This window comes from Sporosarcina sp. FSL K6-5500, assembly GCF_038005665.1.
Taxonomy (GTDB): domain Bacteria; phylum Bacillota; class Bacilli; order Bacillales_A; family Planococcaceae; genus Sporosarcina; species Sporosarcina psychrophila.
The window spans coordinates 888,492-914,414 of sequence record NZ_JBBOTP010000001.1 but is presented as its reverse complement, the minus strand read 5'-3'; the positions used below and the strand labels follow the sequence as shown (position 1 = coordinate 914,414).

At 38.3% G+C, this 25,923-nt stretch carries 23 protein-coding genes; 19 read left to right on the top strand and 4 right to left on the bottom strand.

The genetic code is table 11. The features are described from left to right. The first annotated feature begins 110 nt into the window (after positions 1-110). From MKX62_RS03955 to MKX62_RS03940, 4 genes are all read left to right on the top strand, one after another. Positions 111-1,184 (top strand): tartrate dehydrogenase, encoded by a 1,074-nt coding sequence (locus tag MKX62_RS03955; protein WP_340740800.1) that lies wholly within the window; start codon positions 111-113, stop codon positions 1,182-1,184. Positions 1,185-1,198: 14 nt separating this feature from the next. Beyond that, positions 1,199-1,948: an SDR family NAD(P)-dependent oxidoreductase gene (locus MKX62_RS03950; protein WP_340740799.1), complete on the top strand. Its 750-nt coding sequence runs from the start codon at positions 1,199-1,201 to the stop codon at positions 1,946-1,948. A 14-nt stretch (positions 1,949-1,962) separates the two neighbouring features. After that, positions 1,963-3,405: an aldehyde dehydrogenase family protein gene (locus MKX62_RS03945; protein WP_340740798.1), complete on the top strand. Its 1,443-nt coding sequence runs from the start codon at positions 1,963-1,965 to the stop codon at positions 3,403-3,405. A 104-nt stretch (positions 3,406-3,509) separates the two neighbouring features. Beyond that, the gene (locus MKX62_RS03940; RefSeq protein WP_340740797.1) at positions 3,510-4,511 is read left to right on the top strand and encodes a bile acid:sodium symporter family protein; all 1,002 of its coding nucleotides are present in this window, start codon (positions 3,510-3,512) and stop codon (positions 4,509-4,511) included. Between the two features lie 502 nt (positions 4,512-5,013). Here MKX62_RS03940 and MKX62_RS24400 read toward each other — a convergent pair. After that, on the bottom strand, positions 5,014-5,235 hold the full coding sequence (locus MKX62_RS24400; RefSeq protein WP_445683433.1) for a DUF4372 domain-containing protein: 222 nt from the start codon (positions 5,233-5,235) through the stop codon (positions 5,014-5,016). 405 nt (positions 5,236-5,640) lie between these two features. Here MKX62_RS24400 and MKX62_RS03935 point away from each other — a divergent pair, with 405 nt between their 5' ends. The 6 genes from MKX62_RS03935 (at position 5,641) to MKX62_RS03910 (ending at position 11,874) form a co-directional block, all read left to right on the top strand. Continuing rightward, entirely contained in the window at positions 5,641-9,123 is a 3,483-nt protein-coding gene (locus MKX62_RS03935; protein ID WP_340740796.1) for a right-handed parallel beta-helix repeat-containing protein, read from the top strand. 148 nt (positions 9,124-9,271) lie between these two features. Continuing rightward, on the top strand, positions 9,272-9,529 hold the full coding sequence (locus tag MKX62_RS03930) for an HNH/ENDO VII family nuclease (protein ID WP_340740795.1): 258 nt from the start codon (positions 9,272-9,274) through the stop codon (positions 9,527-9,529). Further along, positions 9,526-9,678 carry a hypothetical protein gene (locus MKX62_RS03925; RefSeq protein ID WP_340740794.1) on the top strand — a complete coding sequence of 51 codons (153 nt, stop codon included), beginning with the start codon at positions 9,526-9,528 and terminating at the stop codon, positions 9,676-9,678. The genes MKX62_RS03930 and MKX62_RS03925 overlap by 4 nt, the downstream gene beginning before the upstream one ends. A 36-nt stretch (positions 9,679-9,714) precedes the next feature. After that, a complete protein-coding gene (locus MKX62_RS03920; RefSeq protein ID WP_340740793.1) occupies positions 9,715-9,969 on the top strand; it encodes a hypothetical protein in 255 nt (84 codons plus the stop codon). Between the two features lie 543 nt (positions 9,970-10,512). After that, positions 10,513-10,992 carry a DUF2247 family protein gene (locus tag MKX62_RS03915; RefSeq protein ID WP_340740792.1) on the top strand — a complete coding sequence of 160 codons (480 nt, stop codon included), beginning with the start codon at positions 10,513-10,515 and terminating at the stop codon, positions 10,990-10,992. Positions 10,993-11,619: 627 nt separating this feature from the next. After that, positions 11,620-11,874 (top strand): GlsB/YeaQ/YmgE family stress response membrane protein, encoded by a 255-nt coding sequence (locus MKX62_RS03910; protein WP_340740791.1) that lies wholly within the window; start codon positions 11,620-11,622, stop codon positions 11,872-11,874. A gap of 129 nt (positions 11,875-12,003) precedes the next feature. Here MKX62_RS03910 and MKX62_RS03905 read toward each other — a convergent pair whose 3' ends face one another. Then, positions 12,004-12,162, bottom strand: coding sequence for a hypothetical protein (locus tag MKX62_RS03905; protein WP_340740790.1), 159 nt, complete (start codon positions 12,160-12,162; stop codon positions 12,004-12,006). A 706-nt stretch (positions 12,163-12,868) separates the two neighbouring features. On the opposite strand from MKX62_RS03905, the gene MKX62_RS03900 reads away from it, so the two are divergent. Continuing rightward, complete coding sequence (locus MKX62_RS03900) at positions 12,869-13,951, top strand: NAD/NADP octopine/nopaline dehydrogenase family protein (RefSeq protein WP_340740789.1); 1,083 nt, start codon at positions 12,869-12,871, stop codon at positions 13,949-13,951. Between the two features lie 336 nt (positions 13,952-14,287). On the opposite strand, the gene MKX62_RS03895 is transcribed toward MKX62_RS03900, so the two are convergent. Beyond that, positions 14,288-15,136 carry an HNH endonuclease gene (locus tag MKX62_RS03895; RefSeq protein WP_340740788.1) on the bottom strand — a complete coding sequence of 283 codons (849 nt, stop codon included), beginning with the start codon at positions 15,134-15,136 and terminating at the stop codon, positions 14,288-14,290. A 1,193-nt stretch (positions 15,137-16,329) separates the two neighbouring features. Here MKX62_RS03895 and MKX62_RS03890 point away from each other — a divergent pair. From MKX62_RS03890 to MKX62_RS03880, 3 genes are all read left to right on the top strand, one after another. Next, positions 16,330-17,685 carry a reverse transcriptase domain-containing protein gene (locus MKX62_RS03890; RefSeq protein ID WP_340740787.1) on the top strand — a complete coding sequence of 452 codons (1,356 nt, stop codon included), beginning with the start codon at positions 16,330-16,332 and terminating at the stop codon, positions 17,683-17,685. A 248-nt stretch (positions 17,686-17,933) separates the two neighbouring features. After that, positions 17,934-18,443, top strand: a complete 510-nt coding sequence (locus MKX62_RS03885; RefSeq protein WP_340740786.1) for a MepB family protein — start codon at positions 17,934-17,936, stop codon at positions 18,441-18,443. Between the two features lie 66 nt (positions 18,444-18,509). Continuing rightward, positions 18,510-19,166 carry a Type 1 glutamine amidotransferase-like domain-containing protein gene (locus MKX62_RS03880; protein WP_340740785.1) on the top strand — a complete coding sequence of 219 codons (657 nt, stop codon included), beginning with the start codon at positions 18,510-18,512 and terminating at the stop codon, positions 19,164-19,166. 388 nt (positions 19,167-19,554) lie between these two features. Here the strand turns inward: MKX62_RS03880 and MKX62_RS03875 are convergent, their stop codons facing one another. Then, a complete protein-coding gene (locus MKX62_RS03875) occupies positions 19,555-20,037 on the bottom strand; it encodes a sigma-70 family RNA polymerase sigma factor (protein WP_340740784.1) in 483 nt (160 codons plus the stop codon). 357 nt (positions 20,038-20,394) lie between these two features. Here MKX62_RS03875 and darT point away from each other — a divergent pair, with 357 nt between their 5' ends. The 5 genes from darT to MKX62_RS03850 all read left to right on the top strand — a co-directional run bounded on the left by darT (position 20,395) and on the right by MKX62_RS03850 (position 25,174). Next, positions 20,395-21,012, top strand: a complete 618-nt coding sequence (gene darT, locus MKX62_RS03870; protein ID WP_340740783.1) for a type II toxin-antitoxin system toxin DNA ADP-ribosyl transferase DarT — start codon at positions 20,395-20,397, stop codon at positions 21,010-21,012. Between the two features lie 13 nt (positions 21,013-21,025). Further along, on the top strand, positions 21,026-22,057 hold the full coding sequence (darG, locus tag MKX62_RS03865; protein ID WP_340740782.1) for a type II toxin-antitoxin system antitoxin DNA ADP-ribosyl glycohydrolase DarG: 1,032 nt from the start codon (positions 21,026-21,028) through the stop codon (positions 22,055-22,057). A gap of 338 nt (positions 22,058-22,395) precedes the next feature. Continuing rightward, complete coding sequence (locus tag MKX62_RS03860) at positions 22,396-23,496, top strand: DNA sulfur modification protein DndB (RefSeq protein ID WP_338655234.1); 1,101 nt, start codon at positions 22,396-22,398, stop codon at positions 23,494-23,496. Continuing rightward, positions 23,493-24,536 carry a DNA sulfur modification protein DndB gene (locus MKX62_RS03855; protein ID WP_340740781.1) on the top strand — a complete coding sequence of 348 codons (1,044 nt, stop codon included), beginning with the start codon at positions 23,493-23,495 and terminating at the stop codon, positions 24,534-24,536. The genes MKX62_RS03860 and MKX62_RS03855 overlap by 4 nt, the downstream gene beginning before the upstream one ends. 152 nt (positions 24,537-24,688) lie before the next feature. Then, on the top strand, positions 24,689-25,174 hold the full coding sequence (locus MKX62_RS03850; RefSeq protein ID WP_340740780.1) for a competence protein ComK: 486 nt from the start codon (positions 24,689-24,691) through the stop codon (positions 25,172-25,174). Positions 25,175-25,923 lie beyond the last annotated feature (749 nt).

Sequence of the window (25,923 nt, the reverse complement as noted above, 5' to 3'; positions counted from 1 at the left end):
ATATCATGATTATATTAAATATTCTGTTTACACGGAATGAAGAAGGTGATATCATTTATATCTACTACATCATATGTAGTATGTAGTCATTTTGGAAGGAAGTGTCGTGTTTGGAGAAATACACAATCGCTAGTATTCCAGGAGATGGAATCGGGCCAGAAGTAATCAAGGAAGCTATCAAGGTCTTGAAGGTAGTGGAGGAGATACATGGAAATTTGCATTTTGAAATCGATTCTTATGATTGGAATTGTAAACGGTATCTTGAAACAGGGCGTATGATGCCTGAAAATGGAATAGAAATATTGACTCCATATGACGCCATTCTATTCGGTGCAGTAGGTTCACCAGAAGTCCCTGATCATATTTCCGTTTGGGAGTTAATCCTACCGATAAGAAGAGAGTTCCAACAATATATAAATTTAAGACCTATTAAATTATTAAAGGGAATTGAAAGTCCTTTAGCCAATAAAGGTATAGAAGATATTGACTTTGTCGTAGTGCGTGAAAATACGGAAGGTGAATATTCAAATAGTGGAGGTCGTTTGCATGTTGGCACTCCATATGAAGTAGTTGTGCAGAATAGTGTTTTTACAAGAATGGGAAGTGAACGTGTCATAAAATATGCTTATGAATTGGCACGAAAAAGAGGTTCTAAGCAGTTATCTGTTGCAACAAAATCTAATGCCATTAATTTCTCCATGCCGTTTTGGGATGAAGTTGCGAAAGAAGTTGGCATTGATTATAAAGAAATAGAACCTATTTTTCACCATATAGATGCATTGGTTGCCTTCTTTGTATCGAAGCCAGAAATCTTTGATGTAGTGGTGGGTAGTAACTTATTTGGGGATATCTTAACAGATTTAGGTGCAGCGATTTCAGGTGGACTTGGAATTACACCTTCAGGAAATATTAATCCAGAAAAAAAATTCCCATCTATGTTTGAAGCAATTCACGGTTCTGCACCAGATATTGCTAATAAAGGCATTGCAAATCCAATAGCACAAATTTGGAGCACTTCCTTAATGCTAGAACATCTAGGTTATCCAGAAATGGCTAAACTAATTGTCGATGGAATAGAAGCCACATTAGTAGATGGTAAGGTGAGAACACCCGATTTGGGTGGAACTGCTTCCACAATAGAGTTTGCAGATAAAATTATTGAAAACATTAGAAAGTATACATAAGGGGGGATTTTTATATGGGACAATTAGAAGCTAAAGTTATTGCCGTCACAGGAGCTGGCGGTGGAATGGGTAAAGTGGTAGTAGAAAATCTGTTAGCAGAGGGCGCCATTGTAATTGGTCTTGATATTAATACAGATTCCCTATCTTCTATTGAAAATGAAAATTTACGTATCAAAAACATAAATCTACTAGAAGAATCGAGTATTAAAGAAACTTTCAAAGAAATATACAATGAGTTTAATAAATTAGACGGTCTTGTTAACGCAGCTGGGATAGCGCAAGCAGGAAAACCAATAACAGATGTAGAATTATCGGAGTGGCATTTGTTAATGGATATTAATGCGACTGCAGTATTTTTAACAAATCGTGAAGCGGTTAGGTATATGAAGAAAACAAACAATGGATCTATTATTAATATAGGCTCCGTTTCCGTTACAAGACCACGTCCAGGATTACAAAGCTACGTTGCATCTAAAGGAGCGGTAGAAGCATTTTCCAAAGCTTTAGCACTCGAAACAGCACCATTCAATATTCGTGTTAATGTAATACACCCTGGTCCAGCTGATACACAAATGCTAGGTCAGTTTTCTTCTCAACAGGCTGGTGAAGTAGTATTAAATAAAGACATTTTTGCGGAAAGTGTTCCATTAGGTAGATTGATTAGACCAACTGATATTTCTGCAACCGTTACACATTTATTAACAGATGGGGCACAGATTATTACAGGTGCAGTTATTCATGTAGATGGCGGAAGAAGTATCTAGAAAGGAAGTTCTAAATGGAAAAAATACAAATACTAATTGATGGAACATGGGTTGGAGATGAAAACGAACAATGGATAGATGTCATTAATCCCGCCTCAAGTGAATTAATCACACAAATTGTTCGTGGAAATGAAAAACATGCAGAGCGTGCTGTACAAGCTGCAAGGAAAGCATTGAAAAGTACAGAGTGGAGAGCTTTTAAACCATTTCAAAGAGGGCAATTTTTACAAGAAACGGCAAGATATATTAGAGAGAATGCGGAAGAATTAGCGGATCTTGAATCATTGGATATAGGTAAGCCAAGTGGACAGGCAAAAGCAGATATTGAAGCTGCTGCTCGCTATTTTGAATTTTATGGTGGCTTAGCAGACAAAGTGTTCGGTGATTCTATTCCGATTGAAGAAGACTTATTAAATGTAACGGTTATTGAGCCAATCGGAGTTACACTTCATATTGTACCTTGGAATTATCCTATCCAAATTACTGCGCGCAGTGTAGCTGCTGCAATTGCTACAGGAAATGTAGTCATCGTGAAAAGTTCTGAAGATACGCCACTTACTACAAACTTTTTAGCAAAATGGTTCCATGAAAAACTTCCTAAAGGGGTATTTCAACATATTACAGGATATGGCGCAGAAATTGGATCTGCATTGACTTCTCATCCTGGTATCAATCAGATTACTTTTACAGGTTCGGTTCCAACAGGAATTGCAGTAATGAAATCAGCCGCCAACAATGTTGTACCTGTAACGCTTGAGCTAGGTGGTAAGTCACCAAACATAGTATTTAAAGATGCAGATTTAGAACGTGCAGTTCCTGCAATCGTTAATTCAATTGTGCAAAATGCAGGCCAAACCTGTTCTGCAGGATCTCGTCTATTAGTAGATGAGACAATCGCGGACGAATTACTAGAAAAACTAGTAGAAAAATTCAAAGATTTAAAAGTGGGACCACCAGCTAACAATGCAGATGTGGGACCCATTATAAATGAAAAACAATACGACCGAATTCTAGGGATTTTAGAGACTATTGATAAACAAGCGAAGATTTTAGTAGGTGGGGAAGCAGTTCAGGTTGAAGGTTATGAAAATGGCTTTTATATAAGTCCTACAATAATCGAAGCACCTAATCATAATAATTCTATTGTACAGGAAGAAGTTTTTGGGCCTGTGCTCAGTGTTGTACGTTTTAGTAATGTGGAAGAAGCCATTGAATTAGCGAATGCCACTGAATATGGCCTAGTTGCTGGTGTTTGGACTAAAGATATTGATATAGCACATTATGTAGCGTCACGCATTGAAAGCGGTCAAGTTTTCATCAATAGTTATGGAGCTGCGGGCGGTGTTCAGATGCCTTTTGGAGGATATAAGAAAAGTGGAATTGGGCGAGAAAAAAGTCATTTAGCCGTTCAAAACTATATTCAAATAAAAAATATTGCTATTCAAGTTCGACTATAAAGTATTAAGAAAAGTGGCTAGCGCCTTGAGTTTAGCCACTGGTCCAGGTTGAAAAACGTATGCTTTCTTATCTATTCAAATTGACTCTAAAAAGGAGGTTTAAAATGAAAGCTCTTAGCAAAATCAGTAGTTTAGCTGGTAAACATTTTGCGCTTATAGTAATCGTGTTTTCAGTCCTGGCTTTTATGGTTCCAAACTTGTTCTCTTCATTTGGTGCGTATATCACTATCTTACTCGGGGTCGTAATGTTCGGTATGGGACTTACGTTGAAAGCATCCGACTTTAAATTAGTATTTACCAATCCAATCCCTGTTCTAATAGGAATAGTTGCACAATTTTCTATCATGCCAACTATTGCATTTCTCATTGCTTATTCATTAAAATTACCGGCTGAACTTGCCGCTGGTTTGGTTTTACTTGGAAGTGTTCCTGGGGGTACTTCTTCAAACGTAATGGTGTATTTGGCAAAAGGAAATGTTCCTCTATCCATCACCATGACAAGTGTTTCTACATTACTGGCTCCAATTATGACGCCATTACTATTATTAATTTTTGCAGGTCAATGGTTGCCAATTGATCCAATGTCTATGTTTATGTCCATTATACAGGTGATCATTATACCGATTATATTGGGCTTATTAGTTAATAAATTCCTACCTACTGTTACTAGTAAAAGTGAATCTGTTTTACCTCTGATTTCCATTGTTGCGATTACCATTATTGTATCTGCAATTGTTGCAAACAATAAAGAAAATATTGCAACTGCAGGGATACTAGTGTTCGTAGCGGTCTTACTGCATAATGGATTTGGACTTTTATTGGGATACTATGCAGCGAAAGCTTTAAGACTATCTCGTCAAGACCAACGTGCAATATCGATTGAAGTAGGAATGCAGAACTCCGGACTTGGTGTAGCTTTAGCTGCTGCTTATTTCACGCCACTAGCTGCATTACCAAGTGCATTCGCTTCCGCATGGCAAGTAATAACCGGAACTATTCTCGCTTCCTACTGGACAAAACACGAAGTACCAAATGAACCTACCTCTACTTTAGAAGTGCAACCACTTCAAGATCCTTTCCCAGATGTAGAAGAGCTATCGAAATAATACAAAAAGAAGCGCTTGATGATTTAGTATCAAGCGCTTCTACTAATAAAAGAACTAATCATGGAAGAGATTATACGAAAAACTTCATTTGTACGGCTCCATGCAAGCGCAAATCTGAGCGCACTCACTAATTGTCTTTTTGATGATCATCTTCAGGAGGGGACGGACCTCAATTCTATCCATGTTTCGCAAGAATCCCGGAGACTCAATGAAATCAGTGAAGCATTTACCCCTCACCCAGTCATTTCCTTTCTCAGTTTAGCAAGCATGCGCTCCCGCCGTTTCTTCACTCCCGCAACTGTAATTCCGTATTGCCCAGTAAATTCAGAAAGTGTGAACCCTTCGATGAATAGGCGTTGGACGAGTTGCAGTCCGGCAAAAGTCAGCCGCCCCATAGCATTTACAAGATAATCTTTCCATTCAGCAGTAACCGGGGTTGCTATATCATTAATGATTTGAAGTGACTCTAGCGTAACGGTTCTTCACATGTCCGCATTGACACCTAGTGTCGAGCTAAGCGGCCAAGATCGGCCGTATTTAAATCAATGAGTCGACGACTAATTTGTGAGTGACCAATTGACGTAAGCCCCAAATCTCGTTGTAACGACTTTTTTGACCGAATGCCTTCTTCGATTTCACGAAGACTTTCCCACTTACATAAGTTGGCCATAATCAAGATTTGCAAAAGGGAAAAGTCAGTTAGCTTTTTCGCATCATAATTCATCAATGGACAAGCCAAAATGTTAGCTGACAATAGAGATTAATATTGGAGAAAGACTAAGTTTTCGTCTACCATTTTCATAAGGAAGCTCCTTTCTGTAGAGTAGGTAACTGATTAGTCGTCAGTTTTATTTTACAGTAGGAGCCTTTTTTCGCATTATTCAAACTCATTTTTATTAGCTAGTGACATAAAAATCATTATTTTACTGCTATGTAACGCTAGTGGGTACCGATTTTAAAGGGTACCTTAAAATTTTGCTATCTACTCTTGTTCACAAGCAGTTCTTTACTCTGTTCCTAGGCTTACTAGTATACTTAACTGATGATTGAACTCCCGCGTATAATTGTGTGTAGAAAAATACAAAGTATAGAAATCAATTGACTTAACTAATAGAAAGTAGGAAGATACGTGGCAATTATTCAAGTGTCTCAGCGTGAAGGATCCAACTACAAAACCATTCAGGTTGCAGTAGAGGCAGCTCTACCAGGAGATACAGTGGAAGTTGATGAAGGTGTTTATGATGAACATGTGACAATCGATAAGCAGCTCGTTCTTCGAAGTTCAGAAGGTGAAGCGAGCTCAGTTCGTCTAACAGGAAGTGTTCGTATCGCGACAACGGAAGAAGTGCGTATCGAATCGATCAGTATTGGTGGAGGCACTGGTCCAGTGGACTATGGTTTACATATCGAATCAGGAGATGTAACTCTTCACCACTGTCTTTACTATGAGATTCAAGGAGTTGCAATGCGAGTTGATGCAGCTGCAAAAGTATCCGCAGAGCATTCGATCTTTCAAAAAAACATACAAGGGATTGAGGTATTAGGGCGTTTGGCTTTGTTCGAATGCATAGTAGAAGACACGATCAAGTCTGCACAAATTAGTGTGCGCGCGGGAGGAGAAGTCGCGGTAACGAATTCCGGAATTTTAAGTGGGCAAGAAGAAGGCCTTTGCTTGTATGAAACGAGTCGAGCAACAATCACGAAAAGTTCATTCATCGGAAATCGCGGGGTTCAACTTCGTTTGGAACAAGACAGTTCTATGGACGTAGAAAGTACGAATTTTTATTTTGGACATGTCCAAGGAATCTATTGTGATCATTCTAAGGGTGTCCTGAAAAATTGTGTCTTTAAAAACCAAACTTTGGAGCATGTAGCATTTACGAATGGATCCCATATCGAAGTCGAGGCAAGTACGTTTGAAAATGGTGAGGCTGAAGGAATGAACGTCAGTGGTTCATCAGTTGAGCTATCCGACTCACAGTTTAAAAACCAAAAAGGAGATCAAATTTCCTGTAACGAACAAAGCAAACTCTCGATTACAAAAACACAGATCCTTTCCGGTGAGTCTAGAGGAATTGTGTCCGGAAATTCCACGTGTACACTCACCGAATCTGAAGTGAAGTACAATCAGATGACGCAACTCTCTGTGTTTACTCAAAGCGTGTTCACGATTCTGGGTTGTGAAATTGAGAGTGGAAACAATAAAGGAATTTACGTGACAAGTAGTCAAGTGACTATTTCGGATTCTCTTATTAGCCATCATAGTGGTGTACAGATTTTTGCTTCTGAACAATCGGAAGTAATTCTGTCGGCGACCGAAGTAAAGAGTGGGGATAGTGCAGGGATAACTGTGAAAGAATCCGAGTTGACGGCAGCCAATTGCATCATCTTCGGTCATAAGGGATCCAACGTTTTACTCAGTGCTGCGGCTAAAGCAGAAATTACCGATTGTAAAATATCGAGTGGCGATAAGAACGGCATACTTGCAGGTCCTGAAGTAGTTATTTCAGTAGAACGGTCAATTTTGTTCAATCATAAAAGGCCACAAATAAGAGCAACGGAATCTGCAGAAGTCTTTATAACGGAGTGTGAAATCTATGACGGTAAATCGTCAGGAATCGTCTTGAGTCAGGTGGAGCGTACTGAAGTGACGGTAACTCGAGTACATGGTCATCAAGATGATCAAATCATCTTGCAAGATTGTTCGGATGCTGTATTCACTGGGGTGCAAGTGATGAAAGGAAAGAAGGCTGGACTGAGACTCGAGCGTTCGGTTCCGGTTCTTAACGACTGTTCTGTTGAGAACAACCAAGCAGGAGATTTAGTCCGCTTTGATGACAGTGTTCCTGTGCTCACCGATACGGACTTGCAGGTTCCACCAATCACTAGTAAATTAGGCGGCAGTGCTGGACATTCCTCTACTGTAGATTCATCACCTATTGATCAGATGGATGTTTTCATGAATGGTTTGAACGGGTTTATTGGACTGGAAGATGTGAAAAACAAAATCCAGGAGTTTAAAAACGTAAGCGACATTAATCAATTCAAATTAGAGCGTGGAATGAAAGCTAATCCGATGGTAGCGCCTCATATGGTCTTTCAAGGTAATCCGGGTACTGGTAAAACGACAGTCGCTCGGCTTATAGGAAAGATTTTTAAGGAACTAGGTTTATTAAAGACAGGGCACGTAACTGAAGTGAAGCGAGAAGATCTCGTTGGAACGCATGTTGGTGAATCAGAAGAACGAACGAAAGTAATTATTAAGGAAGCGATGGGTGGCGTCCTCTTTATAGACGAAGCGTATACGCTTGCAGCAGGGGGCAATTCTAGTAATGATTTCGGAAAAAAAGTAATTGAAACGTTGCTTCCTGCAATGGAAAATTCTCGCGGTGAATTCATTGTCATCGCGGCAGGCTATACCGAAGAAATGACCCGTTTCCTAGCGTCTAATCCGGGATTGAAAGATCGTTTTACTGAAAAGATTCACTTTCAAGACTATACACCAGATGAGTTGCTTCAAATCTTCTTAAGCCAGTGTGAAGGAAGCTATGTGCTTACTCCTGCTGCCAAACAAGCAGTTTATGAGGAGTTCGTGGAACGTTATCGTATGCGCGATGAAACATTTAGTAACGCTCGAATGGCACGAATACTATACGATCAAATCGGGCTTGCTCAGTCGATGAGAATTGCGAAACTTCCGCGTGAAGAGTGGACGGAAAAGGTATTGACCACATTTGAAGAACAAGACGTTGTACAAGCGGTACAAGAGCGTGGCGTGAAGACGTACGAAGTTCCAATCGATGAAGTACTACTCGCCCATAAACGTGCAGAACTCCATCAGTTTATCGGCCTTGGTTCTGTGAAGGATGAAATAGATAAAATGATTGAATTAATGAGATACTACAAACGAGAAAATCATTCTACAGAGAAATTGATGAACCACACGCTGTTGATTGGTAAACCTGGGACAGGTAAAACCGAGGTCGGTCGTGTGCTCGCTGGTATTTATCAAGCGCTTGGATTATTAGAACGAGGCGATCTGATTGAAGTAGATCGCAGCGATTTAGTCGGTAGCCATATTGGTGAAACGGAGAAGCTGACAGCCGGGCTGATTGAACGAGCGATGGGTAGTGCGTTGTTTATTGATGAAGCGTACACACTTGCGAGTGGTGGAGAGAATGACTTCGGGAAAAAAGCAGTGGACGTGTTGCTGAAAAAAATGTCCGATCGACAAGGCGAGTTCCTATTAATTGCCGCAGGGTACGAAAAAGAAATGAATCATTTCTTAGACAGCAACCCCGGACTCCGTCGACGTTTCGGACTAACGCTCCACTTTGAAGATTATACACCAAAGGAATTAATGGAGATTACCGACCTCTATCGTAAAGGGTACGGCATAACAGATGAAGCAAAGCGTGCATTAGTTCATCACTATGAAGAGATTTATGCGCGTAGAGATAGTCATTTCGGAAATGCCGGTCTTGCTAAAAAAATAGCGAAAGAAATGACGCGTAAAGTCGATTATCGAATGGCTGTGGCGACCAATAAACAAAATAGGCCTGCGCTCGAAAAAGAAATTACGAAGGATGATTTAGTTTTGTTGGAGAGTTGAATGATTTGTTGTTTTAATACACAGGTACTGCAAAAATTTCAGGTGCCTGTGCAAGAAACTATTTTGACAATTCACTACAATTACATATTTATGAAAAGGAGATTAGATAGGTACCTAACTATCTAATCTTTATTGGGTTTTTATACTATTGGTTGAATTGTTTGTTGTATTTTGTTGCACAGGTACACAAACAATTATACTTCATCATCATGAACAAAGAGTTGAAGGACCAATAATTGAGATGCCTAGTAGATACCATGATCTAGGAAACAAAAGACAGCATCCATTTGGAAATAAGGGTGGAGTTGGCGGTGGAGAAGCGAGGCAGGAATTCAATAAATGGCGTAAAGAATATTGGAAAGCAAGATATGCCAATGAAATGATTAAAAGGGGGATAATTGAATGAAAATAGAATTGTTAAATGCAATTGATGAAGAGTTTGAAATGTGCCCTGAAGCCTTTGGAGGGCCTGTTAATATTGAGGAAGTAATACAAGCTGAAGATGAACTCAAAGTAAAATTACCAGAGGATTATAAAATTTTTCTTTTGAGGTAGGGTTCGGGAGCAGTTGGTGAAGCAATTGTTTTAGGATTGAGAGAGGCGGAATTTTTTGCTACACCTTCATTTGTAGAGAAATCTCTACAGTTTAGAAATATTCTTCCTGAAGGGCATGAGAATTTTATTGTTATTGGACTAGACGGTGCAGGAAATCCAGTAGGTTTTAATTCTTCTAATACAGAAATCATTACATTTGACTTTGATTTTGGTGGAAAAGAAATAATAGCAGGAAGTTTTGAAGAATATTTAGAAAAAGCGATTCGAGAAGAATTAAATATACATTTTTAATCAAGAGCTTATAAAAATGTTACTATTAGAAAGTATTATGAACAAAATCAACTGTGCGGATGAAAGCAATAAGCTTAGCGAGATGACAACTTTATTATTACTGGTAACAAGACAATAACTTACGAAATTAAATAGGCTTGTTGGTTTAAAAATAGAATTAGTAATGAATTACTTTATATAAACATTTGATTTTTGTGAGAAATTTAAACATGGGACGACATGGATGATGCTTTACTGAAATTCATAACTCATGAAGGTTGTACCATCAAAACATTCGTGCTGAGCCAATGGGATGTCCTTAAGTTTAGAAGTGACATTAGAACAGAACTTTTCCCAAATTAGTGTCAGGTACCAGTGCATGACGCTATTCCGTCAACTCGCTACAATTACATACTTATAAGGCGTGGACTAGGTATTTACTGCGATTTCTAATTCATTGGATTTTTTATGCAATTTCGTGAATCGTTCGTTGTTGTTTGTTGCACAGGTGCAAATTTTATGGGTAAGCCAAATCAAATTCCAAAAAAGTAGGAGGTGAATAATATGAACTTAAAAGATTTAAAAAATAGACATATAGAGTATGACTGGAAAACTATTTTTGTAGGTGTCCAAGAAAATTATTTTAGTAAAGACGTTATTTCTGACTATGCGGTAGAGTTGATGGAGATTGGTGATGAAAGTGGGTTTGTTAGTGAACTTGCATGGGGAGTATCTAGTGAAGATTTAGGTAAAGTGATGTTAGAAATAAAATCTAATTATTTCCCTCAATTAAATGAAGAAAGCACAATATTAGTAGAGGAGAATAGAAAACTCAGATTTGTTTGTTTGGCTGAAATGAGAAAAAGATGTAAAGAAGACAATGAATTATTAAATAAAATTGCAGAGTTTTATGGAAATCATCACTACCCAGAAGATATGGTGAGTTTTGTTAATTATATGCCTCAAGAAGTCCCAACTACGAAAGAAAATATGGTAAATAGGTTAGATGAATTTTTAAAATTAGAGAGTGTGAGATTTAGTTAGCTATTTTACTTGATTCTATGGGCAGAGAAAGAAGAACTTAAAAGAACAAGAGAACAAGAGAAAAAGTAAACTATGGGCATTTTTAGCTGAAACAGTGGTCAAGGACTAAACAAAGTGTTAACTAATTTACCAGTTTAGTAATCGTGTCTAATGGTTGTGTTACTACCACTTAAGACGCCGTTAATTGAAAAATTGGGACTGAGTTTTGTGAGTGGCACCGAAACTAGTCAAAGAGCATTGGCTGGCTCTAGGTCATTTACTTTCTGACGTTGAAATTGAAAATGCGTAATAGCGAGCGAAAAGGGCGCCACTTCAGTATATTGTTGTGACGCTTTTTTTGTTTGTGAAAAGCATAAATATACAGATAACATAGTCCATCAGAACATCACGATGCTTGATCGTCTAGGCAATGAAATGGAAACCATCCAAGAAGGAGTTCAAGGACTCGTTGTGATGGAAGATTCGTTGAAAGGCGAAGGGGAAACGCTGGTCCACTACAGGCTTGGCAGTAGGAACTGTAAGCAGGAAGCAAGGTTGATTTTTTTCTCATTAATGTTTGAAAGGATGTAATAAAGGTTAAAGAAGACTATAGCGAAATATTAAACTACAAAATAGGAGATGGACAGTATGAGTTTCATTTGGTTTTTAATAATTGGCGGGATTATCGGTTGGCTAGCAGGTATGATTTTGGGGAAAGATATCCCAGGTGGAATTATTGGTAATATTATCGCAGGTATTATCGGTGCATGGATTGGTGGTATGCTTCTTGGAAGTTGGGGGCCTAAAATTTCTGATTTCTACATCATCCCTGCTTTCATTGGAGCAATTATACTTGTGTTCATTGTAAGCTTAATTATGAGATCAATGCGTAAAGTTTCGTAATGGTAAATAGACCTTTCAGTTTATTTCTATACGGTTAAGTGAATCATGTGTAAACGACAATTAATGGTGACTGTGTATATAATAAAAAGCGGCCTTCCACGATCTAATCTGTGGAGGACCGCTTTTTACTCATTCTATAAAACCAAAAAAGGAAACACGTCCGTAAATGACGAATTGTTTTGTTTTTTTTACATTAGAGTTTTTTCTTGAAAAATGCTCTTTAGTAATCGGGCTTACAATCGCGAAATCTTCTCCAAAACGGATTTCTATCGGTTTGGAATCAGGCAACCTTTGCCTTCCTTTGCTTTTCTTTAACCGACGTTTACAGGTAGTTAAAAGTTGGCTGATTGGATTGAACATATAGAGACGAAATACCCTTGAAAATTCCCATACTGATTTTTCAGGTTGATGAATGAGTCGCATGATTTCAATAAGGGCAAAGGTAATCAACGTGATAAACAGCTGATTCCAAATACCTGCGGGCAAATGGCTAACCTTTAAATACTGCTTAATCCATTAGATGAGCTTGAAGTACCAGCGGTTCTTGTATGTCTCTAAAAATTTGCTTCAGTTAAATCGATACGATTCGTGAGTAGATGGAAAAACGTGCCTTCGGAATCAAAAAATTCAATGTAGCGTAACGGTTCTTCACGTGTTCGTATGAATTGTTCGTTGTTGTTCGTTGAACTGGTACCAAATCTCAAATAGAAATTGCGAAAGGCGATCATTCATGAAGAATGATCGCCTTTTTCTGATAACCTTTGACAGCATCAGAGTGCATTTTATTGGAAGTTAAGTATAACACTATTCGGTTTGTTCTGTCAATGGCGAATTAATTTTAGGTACCGATTTTTAACCTTCACACGTCTTCTTATTTTTGGAATAAATGAAAAATAATAAAAACAATGGTATAGTAATAGTCAAGGAGGAAACTTCTGGAAGATAAACATTTGAAGAGTTGCATAGAATTGATCAAATTACTGGGGGGATTTTTATGAGAATCACAGTTGTAGGAGCAGGACATGGTGGAACAACAATCGCTGCTGATTTAAAACGTAAGGGTCATCTAGTCACTTTGTTAAAGACTTCAAAGAGTTTGCATAACGAAAATTTTGATTACCTAACGAATAATAAAGGTCAAATCACCATTGTGGATGGCAAGGAAGAAAATACCGTATATCTAGATGTAGTGACGACGGATGTTGAGGCGGCAATCAAAAATGCTGAAATAATTATCATTTATGTACAAACGAATTACCATGAACAAGTTATTAAACGTATATTACCTTTCATGAATGAAGACCAAATCGTGTTGCTAGAGCCGGGCTATTTATCGACAGCTTATTTCTTGAAACATGAAAAGAAAAAGCGCTTTACAATTGTTGAAGCACAAAGCTCACCAATTGACTGTAGAATTATTGAACCTGGTAAAGTGAAGATATTGTTTAAAAATGTTAGAAATCCGGTTGCGATCTATACGGAAAAAGATAAAGCAGTTATTCAAGAAAAGTTAAATACGCTACACTATCATTTTGTTTACCTCGAATCAGTCATCGAAGCTGCTCTCCAAAACCCCAATTTAATTGTCCATACGATCGGAGGAATTATGAGTATTCCTCGAATTGAATATACTGAAGGCGACTATTGGATGTACAAAGAAGTGTTCACACCCCACGTCTGGAATATGGTAGAAAGCCTCGATAAAGAAAAAATGGATGTGCTGGAGAAAGTGGGATTGGAACGATTGTCTTACGTGGAAGCCTGCAAATTCCGTAACTTTGAAAATCCAACAATTGATGCGAAAGAAGCATTTTTAACATATGCTAAAAACAGTTCACCAGAAGGTCCATTTGTAGCGGATTCAAGATTTATAACAGAAGACGTTCCCGAAGGTCTCGTATTGCTGGAATCATTGGGGCTAATGTTAGACGTCGAAACGCCTACATGCACAGGTTTAATTAACATCGCGTCTGCTGCTCTTGCTACGGATTTTAGAGAGAATGCGAGGACTGTCGAATTACTTGGTAAAGAAAACTTGGAGAAGATAATCGGTACTTTTGTTGTTTCAGTAGATTGAAAAGCGATGCCTGTGCACCAAAGGAGTCCTCTGGCCGAAACATGGCTGGAGTTTTTTATTTCTTATACAATTTCCCACCACCTGTTGTTGTGTTGGCGATGTAATCGAACTTATTTTCTGGGTTCGGTGTTGCACTTCAAGCGATGCCTGTGCACCGCGCAATTAAGACGCTAATTAGACAATCCGATTACATATTTATAAACAGGGGATTAGATAGGTAACTGATTATCTAATCTCTATTGGCTTTTTATATAATTGTGTAAATTGTTTGTTGATTTTTTGTGTACCGATCAATAATTTTTTCTTTATACAGGCGTCTTCACAATTAAAATCTTTTTATTTTCCTCTGTAAATTAATTCTCTGTGCCAATTTAAATAAGTATGTTGCTTGTCAGTAAAATATATATTTTCTTTATTATCTATATTTAATAGCGACAGTGTCTTTTCATCAATTTCGTCAGAAATAAGTAATTCTCCTGTCGGGTTAAAACTAATATAACCTTGATCAAATAACGAATCATGGTTTGGACAGAAAAGAAGTCCGTTGTCTATCGATAGTCTTTCCACATTATTACAATCTCTCCATGGCTTAATATGACTCGCGATTAAAAAACGCCTATCTGATAGCTTGCATAATACACATTCACACGAACGACTTAACAATCTTCTTTTGAACACGCCTTGACCAATCCTAACTTTAATAATGTTATCCCTTTCAGTTTCATTTTCAATCGAAATTGAATTCACAATGTTATTAATGCTAATTCTTTCTTCTTCCAATTCGTCATCATGTACTAAGGATTCCTTTTTATGTCGAGCATTTAAGACTTCTCTAATCAACTCTAAGTCATACTGTGTTTGATAGAATTCTTGTGCTAACTCGTACATATAGTCAATAGGATTTAGTTCAATCTGCTTTAGGCTTTTCTCTATCCCTAGCCATTTTGCAAGATAATCAATAAGTGTATAGACTTCAATTTCATTTAGGTTATTCGCACTGCTTTTCCGGATTTTTGCAACTATGAAAAGTAAATTATCAATATCAGTTTCTCTTCTTAATACTCGAAGATTAAGCATTGATATTTGATAATGTAAAACATCACTTAAAATTTTTCGATTTTTTTCGAGAAATTCGCTTCTTTCTTTTGACAAGTTGACACTTTCACCGAAGTACAGGGTAGCCAATATCGATCTTCCTTCCTTTTTCGTTTTTTATTAGTAGTAAATTATTGAACTAATTTTTTATTACAAGAACAGGTGTCCCGAATTTACTTTTGCCGTTATTCTGCGTATTCATACTTAGAAATGGAATTTAATTTACTTACGTTCAGTCAAGTACTTTTTCGTACTTTATTTCCGAATATTATTTATCCAGGTTGGGGCAAGTAGAACTCTAACGATATAAGCTTTTTTAAGCAAACTAAATAAACCTAGTGAGTTTGAAGTTGTTCATTTAATAGAAGATATTAATGAGGAAAAAGAGGAATGGTAAGTACTTGTATTTATCGATGATAACGCAGAGAATCATGGTGAAATAATTAATGATTTACCAGTTCGCGGAGGAATTGATTGGATAAATGAACTAGTCCTACTGCAGTGGCGATGGGCATAGGATCTCCGGTTGCAAAGAAAGCGATTATGACAAACTTAAATGGGTTAAGCAATGTTACTTATCCAAACTCACTCCATCCATCAGTGAAGTTTCTAACATTTAACACTATTGGAAAATGTAATGTAATTCGCGAAGACAATATATTGACCACTAATATTGATGTCAAGGATTTTGTAATGATAAACTTGAACTATACAATTGGGCATGACACGCTTATAGGTTCATACACTACAATTTCACAATATGCTTCAGTTCAGGAAATGTCGTATTTGAAGAGCTCGTTGATTTCGGAACAAACGCAACAATGATCCAAGGTATTAAAGTTGGCGAAGGAGGAATTGTTGGAGCAGGTTCAGTGGTAGTAAAAGATTTACCAGCGAATTGTACAGCGGTTGGTATGCCAGCGAAACCTATTAAATTTTAAGAGAAATGAGATTTGTAAAAGTTGTAACATTATGTAGTTTAATGTATGCTCAGGATGATAGTGTTTTGAATAGTCTTAAGTTTTAATGTGCCTTAGAGGGTTAGGGATCTAAGGGATAAGCGTATTCGATGTCAAGCTGAAGCAAGCCGAGCATCAAATCGAGCGTTAGTAGAGAGATGCAGATAAACATTTCGATACCACCTCCTTTGTAACTACAATTATACATTGTAGCGTATCCAATAATAATGACGGGTAGGAGATTAGACGATAAGCTCATCGAATGTTAATAGATACAGAGTTGCCTGTCAGTCTATTTCGATGAGCCCTATTGGGGTTGAATATATGAAAAGAAGAAAAAGTACATATGATCGTAATTATCTACACTTTGACAGAAGAAAAAAATATGTAAAATGGAAAGACTATGTTTCCGATGCTAAATGGGTAAAATCACATGGATTTTATCCTTTTATTCACTTTGAGCTGAAAAGCAAAAGGATGGATTTAAACAGCCCTAATGGGAAAAAAGCATTCGAGACTAAAAGTCGTCCAATCATGTATGCGGCTCATATTGATCGATTCATCTATAAGTATTATGGTTCAATATTGAATAATGACTACAATGAATATATGAAGAAACTCGAAATAAATGAAGTGGCAACTGCCTATCGCAGCAACATGAATGGAAAAAATAACGCCCATTTTGCCAAAGATGTTTTTGAGTTTATCGCCTCACAAGATAATGCGTTTGTATATTTAGGGGACTTTAAAGGCTTTTTCGACAACTTGGATCATAAGTATTTGAAAGATAAGATTCGGAAAGTCCAAAACGTCAAAGGTTTAGGTGATGCAGAGTATGCAATTTATAAAAACCTAACGCGTTATTCCTTTATTAAACTTGCCGACATTCTGACAGCCAAAGGCGTTACTGGAAGAGAAATAAATTCGTTAGACTTGGAGTCAATCTTTGATACGTCAGAGCTTCGGGAGTTCAAGACTAACTATCTCCATGTACACAGAAAACAAAAGGGAATACCACAAGGATCGTCCATTAGCGCTGTGTATGCAAATGTTTATTTGGTTGATTTTGATTTAACAATAGAGGAATATGTTAAGGAATCTGGCGGTCTTTACCGAAGATATAGTGATGACTTTGTAATAATTCTACCATTTGAAGAACAATCCATGTTGAATCATTACGAGGATTTTATTAGTAAAGCTGTTAACAATGTTCCTGAATTGGAGTTATCCGAAGGGAAAACTGAAGAATTTATTTGGGATAAAAGTAGGGAGCATAAGCTGACTGATTTAGCGGGCGAAAAAAAAGTCATGAACTATTTAGGGTTCGCATTTGACGGTGAAAAAGTAAGAATACGCGATCGAAGCCTTTTTAAATACTATACAAGGGCTTACCGGAAAGCACAAAATGTAGCACGCTATAAAGGAACAAAGTTGGGCAAAAAATTAAAGAAAGAGTTATTAAACCACTATACTTATTTAGGGGACCACCCGAAAAAGAAAGGGAACTTCCTGACATATGCAAGAAGATCAGATGCGCTTTTTAAGGAAAGCAAGATTTTGAGTAGTGAAATTGCTAATCAAGTAAAAAGACATTGGAAGAATATTAACAAAAAAACAACTTTGAAAGCGATGCCTGTGCACCACACAATTCAGACACTAGTTAGACAATTAGAAAAGTGAATAAAAGGAGTCCTCTGGCCGAAACGTGGCTGGAGTTTTTTTATTTTCAATCCAAATTTCCACCACTACTACAAACTCCTGAAAAAATAGTTTCAGTGCTCAATGATTACGGCCTCATATTTTCTAGATGATTAATGTGAAAAACATACATTATTGATATACTTGTTGTACTAATTTAACTGATTTTCAATAAGAACTGTATTCAACAAACGGACCGCCATTTAGGTAAAGGTTTTAGGAGTGAAGAAATGAACAACTTTTATACAGCATTAACCTATGTAAGTAAAATCATTTATGAGCCCAATCACTTAACTGTAAAGTCGATACAAGAAGAAAAACAAAATTTTAAGTATGGTGCGGGTACATTTGAATTATCTTCTAGAACAGTTCGATTCAGAGTTGCGAATAGTACGCCTGCCAAAGTAGGGCAGTTTGTTGCATTTTGGGAAAAAGATGAAAACAATAAAAATCAAGCCTATTCATATGCGGAAGCACCGGATTTATTAGTCATTACTACCTTTAAAAATGAAAATGAATTCGGGCAATTTATTTTTCCGAAAGAAATTCTTTTCAAGCAGAACATTCTTAGGTCCAGTTCAACAACGGGGAAAATGGCAATAAGAATTTATCCTAGCTGGGATAGTCCAACAAGTAAACAAGCGATAAAAACTCAAGAATGGCAGTTACCCTATTTTGTTGATATGAGTAACTCGAATAACTTAGCTATAGAGAAAATACTAGAACTATATTCTTTGTAATTCTCTGCAATCAGAATGAGTAACGCAGTAAATTAATGTTATTTATACTTTGCTACGGGGGTACTTATGAAAACTCACTATTATTTAGGTTGGTTTAGCAATTTTTTTCCAGAGAATCTGGGTAGGGTGTTACAGGAGGATATAACTGATAGAAAATCGCTTGCTATGATTAGCTCGAATCCATCTATTTATGGAGATGATGGTGCTACAGAACGCTCGTGGCTTGATCAGGCTGGCATTATGTTTGATGAATATCATTTAATCAATTATCGCGTACAGAAGGAAGATGCCCAAACGTTAATTCAAAATGCTTCCGTTATTTTCTTGTTGGGTGGGAATGTTCTTAATCAAAATCGGTTTTTGACGGACTATGAATTATCGGATTCGATTAAAAAAAGCAACGCTGTTGTGATGGGAGCAAGCGCTGGAGCAATCAACATGTCCGCTAAATGGTTATGCTCGAAAAACTTTGGAGATGAAGTTGAAATGAGTTCTGTTTACGACGGAATCGGTCTTGACAATTTTTCCGTCCTGTCTCATTTTGATCTTGAAAATAACATGGCGCTGGTTCAAAGCGAACTATCTCCCTTATCGGAAAAAATGAACATTTATGCGTCTAACAAGGATTGCGCTCTACGTATAAAGGGAGACAAAATCGACATTTTTGGCAATGTATATTTAATTTCCCAATCAGAGATTCAGAAATTGGATGAGACGTTCTAGTTGAAAAGCGATGTCTGTGCACCCAAGGAGTCCTCTGGCCGAAATATGGCTGGAGGTTTTTTTATTTTCAATCCAATTTCCCACCAACTGTTGTTGTGTTGGCGATGTAATCGAACTTTTTTTCAGGGTTCGGTGTTGCACTTCAAGTCCTAGCAACACTGTAACGATATTGAATCTTTACTGCAAAATGTATGGAGTCGAGTTAAATGTTCTAATTACATATCCGGGATTGAAGCATTAACATTTCAATCCCGGATAAATTGGGAAGCCGTTTTCCAAATGAAACAGCAGCCCCTCGAGTCGCTTCAGTTTTGCCGAAAAGGCAAAGAGCGCCTTTCTCGTCAAGCCTTCCAGCGCTTTTCGGGACTAAACGGCGCCTTGCGCTTTTCTAGGTTAATGCACGTTTCAATTTCGCTAGCGATCGGTATCTTCGTTTCCTAACCCCTTCAACCGTAATTCCAATTCGTTCAGCACATTCTGTAAGCGTATACCCTTCGATGAATAGCCATTGCACAAGTTCTTGCTCGGCGGGGGACAACACGTCCAGTGCATCCGCAAGTCGATTTAGCGCTTCGTGCTGGTCAGCGATTTCCGGCACCATTATATACGCCAAGGACTCGTCTTCCATCAACGTGATATTCTTTTCAAATACGTTTTCCTTTTTTAATTCATCGAGCATGCTACCCCGTATACTTCGATAAGCAAATGGCGTGAAACTCCCTTTCGCTTCGTCAAAGCGGCTCCATGCTTGCCATAAAGCGACTCTTCCTGCCTGCCTGAAACTGTCATGGTTACGGTGAATATTCAATTTGCGAATAGATGCAGAAATCATCGGTTCATACTGCTCCAAAACATCTTCAAAAGTCATCATTTGTGCGGCCTTCCAGACCGTGCACGGTGCTTTGTATTCCCGGGTGACTACATCGTAGTGCATTTGAAATAGGGAATCCAATGGGCGTTTTGGATGTTTGGGCTAGCAATAGATGATAAAAGCGTAGATGAAAGATGATGATTTGCTAGGTGAAATTTTGAATATCTAACGATTTTTACAATTGATTATTTCAATCGTATGTTTATACTTCACAAATTTGAGTTTGCACAATGGCGTAAACTACTTTTGCCCAACTGTCTTCGTACTAGTTGTTGGGTTAGTGCGCATTGAATATGATAAAATGAAAGATACAGTAAGTCGACTGAAAAAAAGTATTATAGGGGCTGGATGTGAAATATGGACATTAATAAACTTCTTTTTCATATGACACATATCAAGAACATCCCATCTATCCTCGAAAATAAGGGGTTATTAGCTAATTCAGAGATTGGTGAGAAAAAAATTTCATACCAAGATGTAGCTAATTTGGATATTCAGTCACGTAGATCAGGAACCATTGTCCCGCTCCCGCCGCATGGAGATTTGCACGAATATGTACCTTTCTATTTTGCGGAACGCTCACCTATGCTGTATTCGATAAACAACAATGGAATAAATCAACGGGAAATCGTCTACTTTGTAACAAAAACAACCATATTACATGAGAGTGGATTGCCATATGTCTTTACTGACGGTCATGCGATTATGTTCTTAACTGAATTTTACTCCCAGTTGAATGATTTGGATAAAGTTGATTGGACAATTATGAAGGAAAAGTACTGGGCTGATACTGAGGAAGATCCCGATCGTAAACGAAGGCGACAAGCTGAATTTCTTGTCCATCGAAAAGTTCCAATGGATGTATTTCTTCGTTTTGCTGTAAAAGACGCAGCGATGCAAGAGGAACTTGAAGCACTTTTACAATTGCACCATATTGATAAACCTGTGTACATTCGACCAAATTTCTATTATTAAGGAGGTGAATGAAATGATTGTTTTAACCACTGGAAACTTACTTGAGGATCAGTCCGAAGCATATGTCAATACAGTTAATACAGTGGGTGTGATGGGAAAAGGGATTGCATTACAGTTTAAACAGGCTTTTCCCGATGTCTTCAAACAATATGCGAAAGACTGCAAGCAAGGACTTGTAGAAGTGGGAAGTATGCATGTTGTTTCTGTCGAAGGTTTGACAAATCCAAAGTATGTCATTAATTTTCCAACGAAGAGGCACTGGAGAGATCCTTCCAAAATGGACTATATCGAGTCTGGTCTAAAGGATTTAGTTAGGGTGATAAAAGAGTTAGGCATCCAGTCCATTGCGATTCCTCCTTTAGGCTGCGGAAATGGTGGCCTTGATTGGAGTGAAGTACTTCCAAAAATCGAGCAAGCCTTTATAAATGAACAGGTAAAGGTTCATTTATATGGTCCGGCAGGTGCTCCACAGCCTGAGCAAATGAGAATTGGTACGAAACCGCCACAGATGACGAAGGGGCGCGCGTTGCTTTTATCATTGATGGACAGTTATTCAGTTCCAGGTTATCGCCTTTCTCACTTAGAAATCCAAAAGTTGGCCTATTTTCTTCAAGAAATCGGGGAACCCATGAAATTACGCTTTGAAAAGAACAAGTACGGTCCCTATGCAGATAATCTGAACCATGTATTACAGAGAATGGAAGGTCACTTCATTCGTGGTTATGGCGATCGGACAAGGGAAGTAGATATTTATCCCTTGGATGATGCTTCTGAAAAAGCAGCTAAATTTCTGCAAAAAGATCAGCAATCATTGGATCGACTGAGTAGAGTAAAAGAAATCATTCATGGTTTTGAGACTCCTTATGGTATGGAATTACTTGCAACAGTTCATTGGGTAATGAAGAAAAATCCGGAAAAATCGAGGGATTTAACTTTTGTGACGGAACAAATCCAAAACTGGAATGTGCGTAAGAAGGAGTTATTCACGGCGAAACATATTGAAAAAGTTTGGCGTTATCTTAACTCGACAAATCTTGTACTATGAATTAGCGGTGGAACTGTTAAACAAAATCGGTTTGACGACTAAAAGTATTAATTTACAGATGAATAGCGCTAAAACCCCGGTTCAGACACTGCCTCTGAACCGGGGTTTTTAGGTTCCGCGCAATAACACTTGCGACTTAGTCTAGAAAATTTAGTACCTTTCCTGAATCTATAAAAAAAATATATATAATAATGTAAATACGCAGATTTGTAAAGGTTCTAGTAAAAAAAGAACTTAATTTATAGCTTGTCATTAAAGTGACTGAAGATTACGGTAATAGTTAGACAGTTGAGGAGGTGACGTATATAATAGGCAGAATGGAATAGGAGGGATAAGGTATGTCTAATACAGGAGTACTAGCGAAAATGAGCGGAAAGATGTATAACCAGTTCGGGAAACGGGTTCTATCTACCCAAATGAGGTTTGCGACATTAGAGGCGATGTTTGAAATAGACCATGAAGTACAACGTGAGCTTGATCCTAGAAAAAGGGCTGATATTCGGGATTTTATCATTGAATCTATTGAAAAAAACGACCACTTTTATTTCTCAGCATTTATCTTTTCGAGCAGAAAAGGAGTTCAACAAGTCGATGGAGGATTTGAACTGGAGTCAGGGAGTAAGGTGTATGTCCTCGATGGACAACACCGAACGTCCGCTCTGTCTTCTGCGATTAGTCACCTGAAATCCAAAAAAGAAATAGCGGAGGAATCGAATAATTATGAGGAAGCAAAGGTGGTACAAGGGCACATCGAAAGCCTTATCAATTATCCGATTGCGATGCAAGTCTACTTGGACTTAAGTCAGCAAGAAGAAAGACAACTATTTACAGATTACAATACAGAGCGAATAGACGCCCATAAAGGACTTGTCATGCAATACGATCAGCGTGATGCATATATAGAACTCACGCGACAAGTGGCAAATAGGTTGAAAAGTGGTATGGATATTGAGTTCGAGCAATCAAGACTAACTGCTCAAAACTCAGCGATTACCTCCTTAACGACAATGCGCAAATGCCTTATCGCACTATTTGAGGGAATCATAACAGTCAAATCGGGAAGTCCATATTACCGAAATTGTAAACCTAGCGAAGTACCTGGGATAGCAACACAGTTCTTTCAGTCATGGACGGGCTTGTTTCCGCGGCAAATGGCTAACCGGAAACAGTATGTTGCAGGACTTACAGGAATACAAATTGCATTGGCAAGCACTGTCTATGCACTAACAAGAGAGGAGTCAATTACTCATTTGGAAGCGATAGACATGTTGAAACTCATAAACAAGCAATGTACATGGCAGCATGATGATCCGCTCTTTGCACATATGTATGATCCTTCATCCAAAAGAATTAAAAGCCATTCAACAACAACGGCTATCAATAAAACCGTGCTAGAATTTTTGTTGGTTATCAATGAGGAAAGGGGATTAATGGAATGATTATCAGTGATGTATTTACCAAGCGCCAGACAATCGTAGTTTATACACTTCAAGAGTTGCTTAACATGCTGGAGGACAATCGCTTAACAGTACGGAAAATGAATAATCTTCAAGTTAGAAAGATTCGAAGGTATATATTCAATAATGTGCATACGAAACAAATCTACTTGCCGCCGATTGTTGCTTGGCTTGAAGAAGGGAGTCTAGATGAAGGAAAGCCAGATAAGATTTCCGTTATCGATGGAACGCAAAGGGTAATGGCTTTGTCACAATTGCGATCAGTTGTGCTTCAAACGATGAACAGTGAGGATGAAGAAGAACAGAGAAAAGCGTTGAAATTGCTTTATATGTTCGACAAGATTGAGGTGGCAGTTCAAATCTTTGAAGGTCTTTCCCGGAGCGAGGCCGATCAGATGTATGTGGATTTGAATACGAAGGGTAAAAAAGTCTCCTTATCGAAACGGATTGCCTACGACTCACGCAATGATATCAATCAAACGACGAATCGTATTTTACAAAGTAACCACTTGTTAAGGCAGGCAGGCGTAGAACAGGAAAAACATGCCGTCATGCGTCCAAAAAACAAAAATTTGATATCCCTTTCTCAACTTCGTCAGCTAGTAGCATTATTTATTACAGGGAAGGCAATTACAAGCAATTTAGCACTAGATACGGGTATGCAGCTGCAAAGTGAAGAGAATATTGAATTGATCAATACATGGTTTGAGGAACTATTCAAACTGTATCCGATCGAATCAATCGGAAATTATGAAGTGTCGATTTTAGCAAGTTTTCCTATGCTGACAGCGATTGCTACTTATGCGGTTGAAGGAATGGAAGAAAATTCTTTTAACGAAAAGAAACAAGGTATTATTGACCGGATGAGAAAGTTGAAAGCGATTTCGTGGCAAAGGGAAAGCCCAATTTGGAGAGAATTTGAAGGATCTGAAAGAGGAAGGGAAAAATATTATTACTTAGCAAATGATAAGAAAAGTATTGAAACGCTGGTCGCTTGGCTGCGCCACAAAGGAGGTGAGTAAGGTGTGAAGTTAAAGCATAACAAGGAAAACCCCGAGTCACAATAGTCTGGGCAGACTGACTCGGGGGACAGATTGGAGTATACCAACCTATGGCTAGTATACTCCCTTTTATGCAAAATCGATAGAAACAAGAAAAAAGGGGAGATGGGAGTATGCCGCATTCAACTAACTTTGTACTCGATCATGACACCATTTTGTTTTTACCTAGATATGATGAATCTGGCTGTTTGCAAGCGATTGTGAGGGATGCTAGCGGGTCTTTCGATGTAGACCTAGCTCCGACTTTACTAATCGATTATAACTTGCGCTATTACGGTTCCAGTCTAAGAGGCGCAATAGACGGGACTAATATGATTTTAGGGTATGGTCACATGAACCCAGTGATTGTAAATGAAAAGCTCAGTCTTTATTGGTTTCCAAGTAAATCACCCTATAAAGACGACTGTGAATGGTTTGCATTACATCATATTAAGGATTATTTCGATATTGGTGGGAAGAGAACAAAGATCATCTTTAGTGACGGCAGTACCCACATCATCGATATGAGTAGATCCTCATTCGATTTAAAAGTGCAAAAAGCTTATAAACTAAAGGGCAAGCTTGAATATAGGACAATGGGAACACCAATGAAAGTGTGAGAAACGAAAGAAGGAAAACGTTATAAAGGTACAACTCAAAACAGAAAATACATGGTGGGCGACAGTATATATATTTGTTGCTCATCATGTAAGTTTTAGTTGTACAGGCGTCTAACGAACCTATCGAAGTGTTCAACAAAGCCCGGCAAGTGTGAAACGAATCCATCGAAGTGTTCAACAGAGTCTAGCAAGTGTGCAACCACGCCCGCAGAGTGTCCAACCAACAGGGAAGTGTCCAACGAACCCATCGAAGCGTCCAACAAAGTCTAGCAAGTGTGCAACCATTCCCGCAAAGTGTCCAACCAAGAGGGAGGTGTGCAACGAATCCATCGAAGCAACCAACAAAGCCTAGCAAGTGTGCAACCATTCCCGCAAAGTGTCCAACCAACAGGGAAGTGTCCAACGAACCCATCGAAGCGTCCAACAAAGTCTAGCAAGTGTGCAACCACCCCCGCAAAGTGTCCAACCAAGAGGGAGGTTTCCAACAAACTCTTCGAAGTGTCCAACGAAAGCTCGGGGCTGTCCAACTAACATGGCGAAGTGTCTAACGAAAGCCGCAAAGTGTCCAACCAAAGCCCGTAGATGCCAACTATCCGCATTCTGCTCTAACCAACCTCCTCAGATTTCCGACGGGCTATGTTTTTGTTAGTGAAATTGACAGCAACGTAGAGAAAACTCGTTTGCGACTATTATTTTTCTTTAAGTACTTGTCAGATGTTGGAAGACGGTTAGTCGCCAGTTGCTCGCCT

Excerpts from the sequence above, each read along its gene's own strand:
- MKX62_RS03950 (WP_340740799.1), top strand. The coding sequence starts at position 1,199 with ATGGGACAATTAGAAGCTAAAGTTATTGCCGTCACAGGAGCTGGCGGT.
- MKX62_RS03945 (WP_340740798.1), top strand. The coding sequence starts at position 1,963 with ATGGAAAAAATACAAATACTAATTGATGGAACATGGGTTGGAGATGAA.
- MKX62_RS03940 (WP_340740797.1), top strand. The coding sequence starts at position 3,510 with ATGAAAGCTCTTAGCAAAATCAGTAGTTTAGCTGGTAAACATTTTGCG.
- MKX62_RS24400 (WP_445683433.1), bottom strand. The coding sequence starts at position 5,235 with ATGAATTATGATGCGAAAAAGCTAACTGACTTTTCCCTTTTGCAAATC.
- MKX62_RS03925 (WP_340740794.1), top strand. The coding sequence starts at position 9,526 with ATGAAAATAGAATTGTTAAATGCAATTGATGAAGAGTTTGAAATGTGC.
- MKX62_RS03915 (WP_340740792.1), top strand. The coding sequence starts at position 10,513 with ATGAACTTAAAAGATTTAAAAAATAGACATATAGAGTATGACTGGAAA.
- MKX62_RS03910 (WP_340740791.1), top strand. The coding sequence starts at position 11,620 with ATGAGTTTCATTTGGTTTTTAATAATTGGCGGGATTATCGGTTGGCTA.
- MKX62_RS03900 (WP_340740789.1), top strand. The coding sequence starts at position 12,869 with ATGAGAATCACAGTTGTAGGAGCAGGACATGGTGGAACAACAATCGCT.
- MKX62_RS03890 (WP_340740787.1), top strand. The coding sequence starts at position 16,330 with ATGAAAAGAAGAAAAAGTACATATGATCGTAATTATCTACACTTTGAC.
- MKX62_RS03885 (WP_340740786.1), top strand. The coding sequence starts at position 17,934 with ATGAACAACTTTTATACAGCATTAACCTATGTAAGTAAAATCATTTAT.
- MKX62_RS03880 (WP_340740785.1), top strand. The coding sequence starts at position 18,510 with ATGAAAACTCACTATTATTTAGGTTGGTTTAGCAATTTTTTTCCAGAG.
- MKX62_RS03875 (WP_340740784.1), bottom strand. The coding sequence starts at position 20,037 with ATGATGACTTTTGAAGATGTTTTGGAGCAGTATGAACCGATGATTTCT.
- darT (WP_340740783.1), top strand. The coding sequence starts at position 20,395 with ATGGACATTAATAAACTTCTTTTTCATATGACACATATCAAGAACATC.
- darG (WP_340740782.1), top strand. The coding sequence starts at position 21,026 with ATGATTGTTTTAACCACTGGAAACTTACTTGAGGATCAGTCCGAAGCA.
- MKX62_RS03860 (WP_338655234.1), top strand. The coding sequence starts at position 22,396 with ATGTCTAATACAGGAGTACTAGCGAAAATGAGCGGAAAGATGTATAAC.
- MKX62_RS03855 (WP_340740781.1), top strand. The coding sequence starts at position 23,493 with ATGATTATCAGTGATGTATTTACCAAGCGCCAGACAATCGTAGTTTAT.
- MKX62_RS03850 (WP_340740780.1), top strand. The coding sequence starts at position 24,689 with ATGCCGCATTCAACTAACTTTGTACTCGATCATGACACCATTTTGTTT.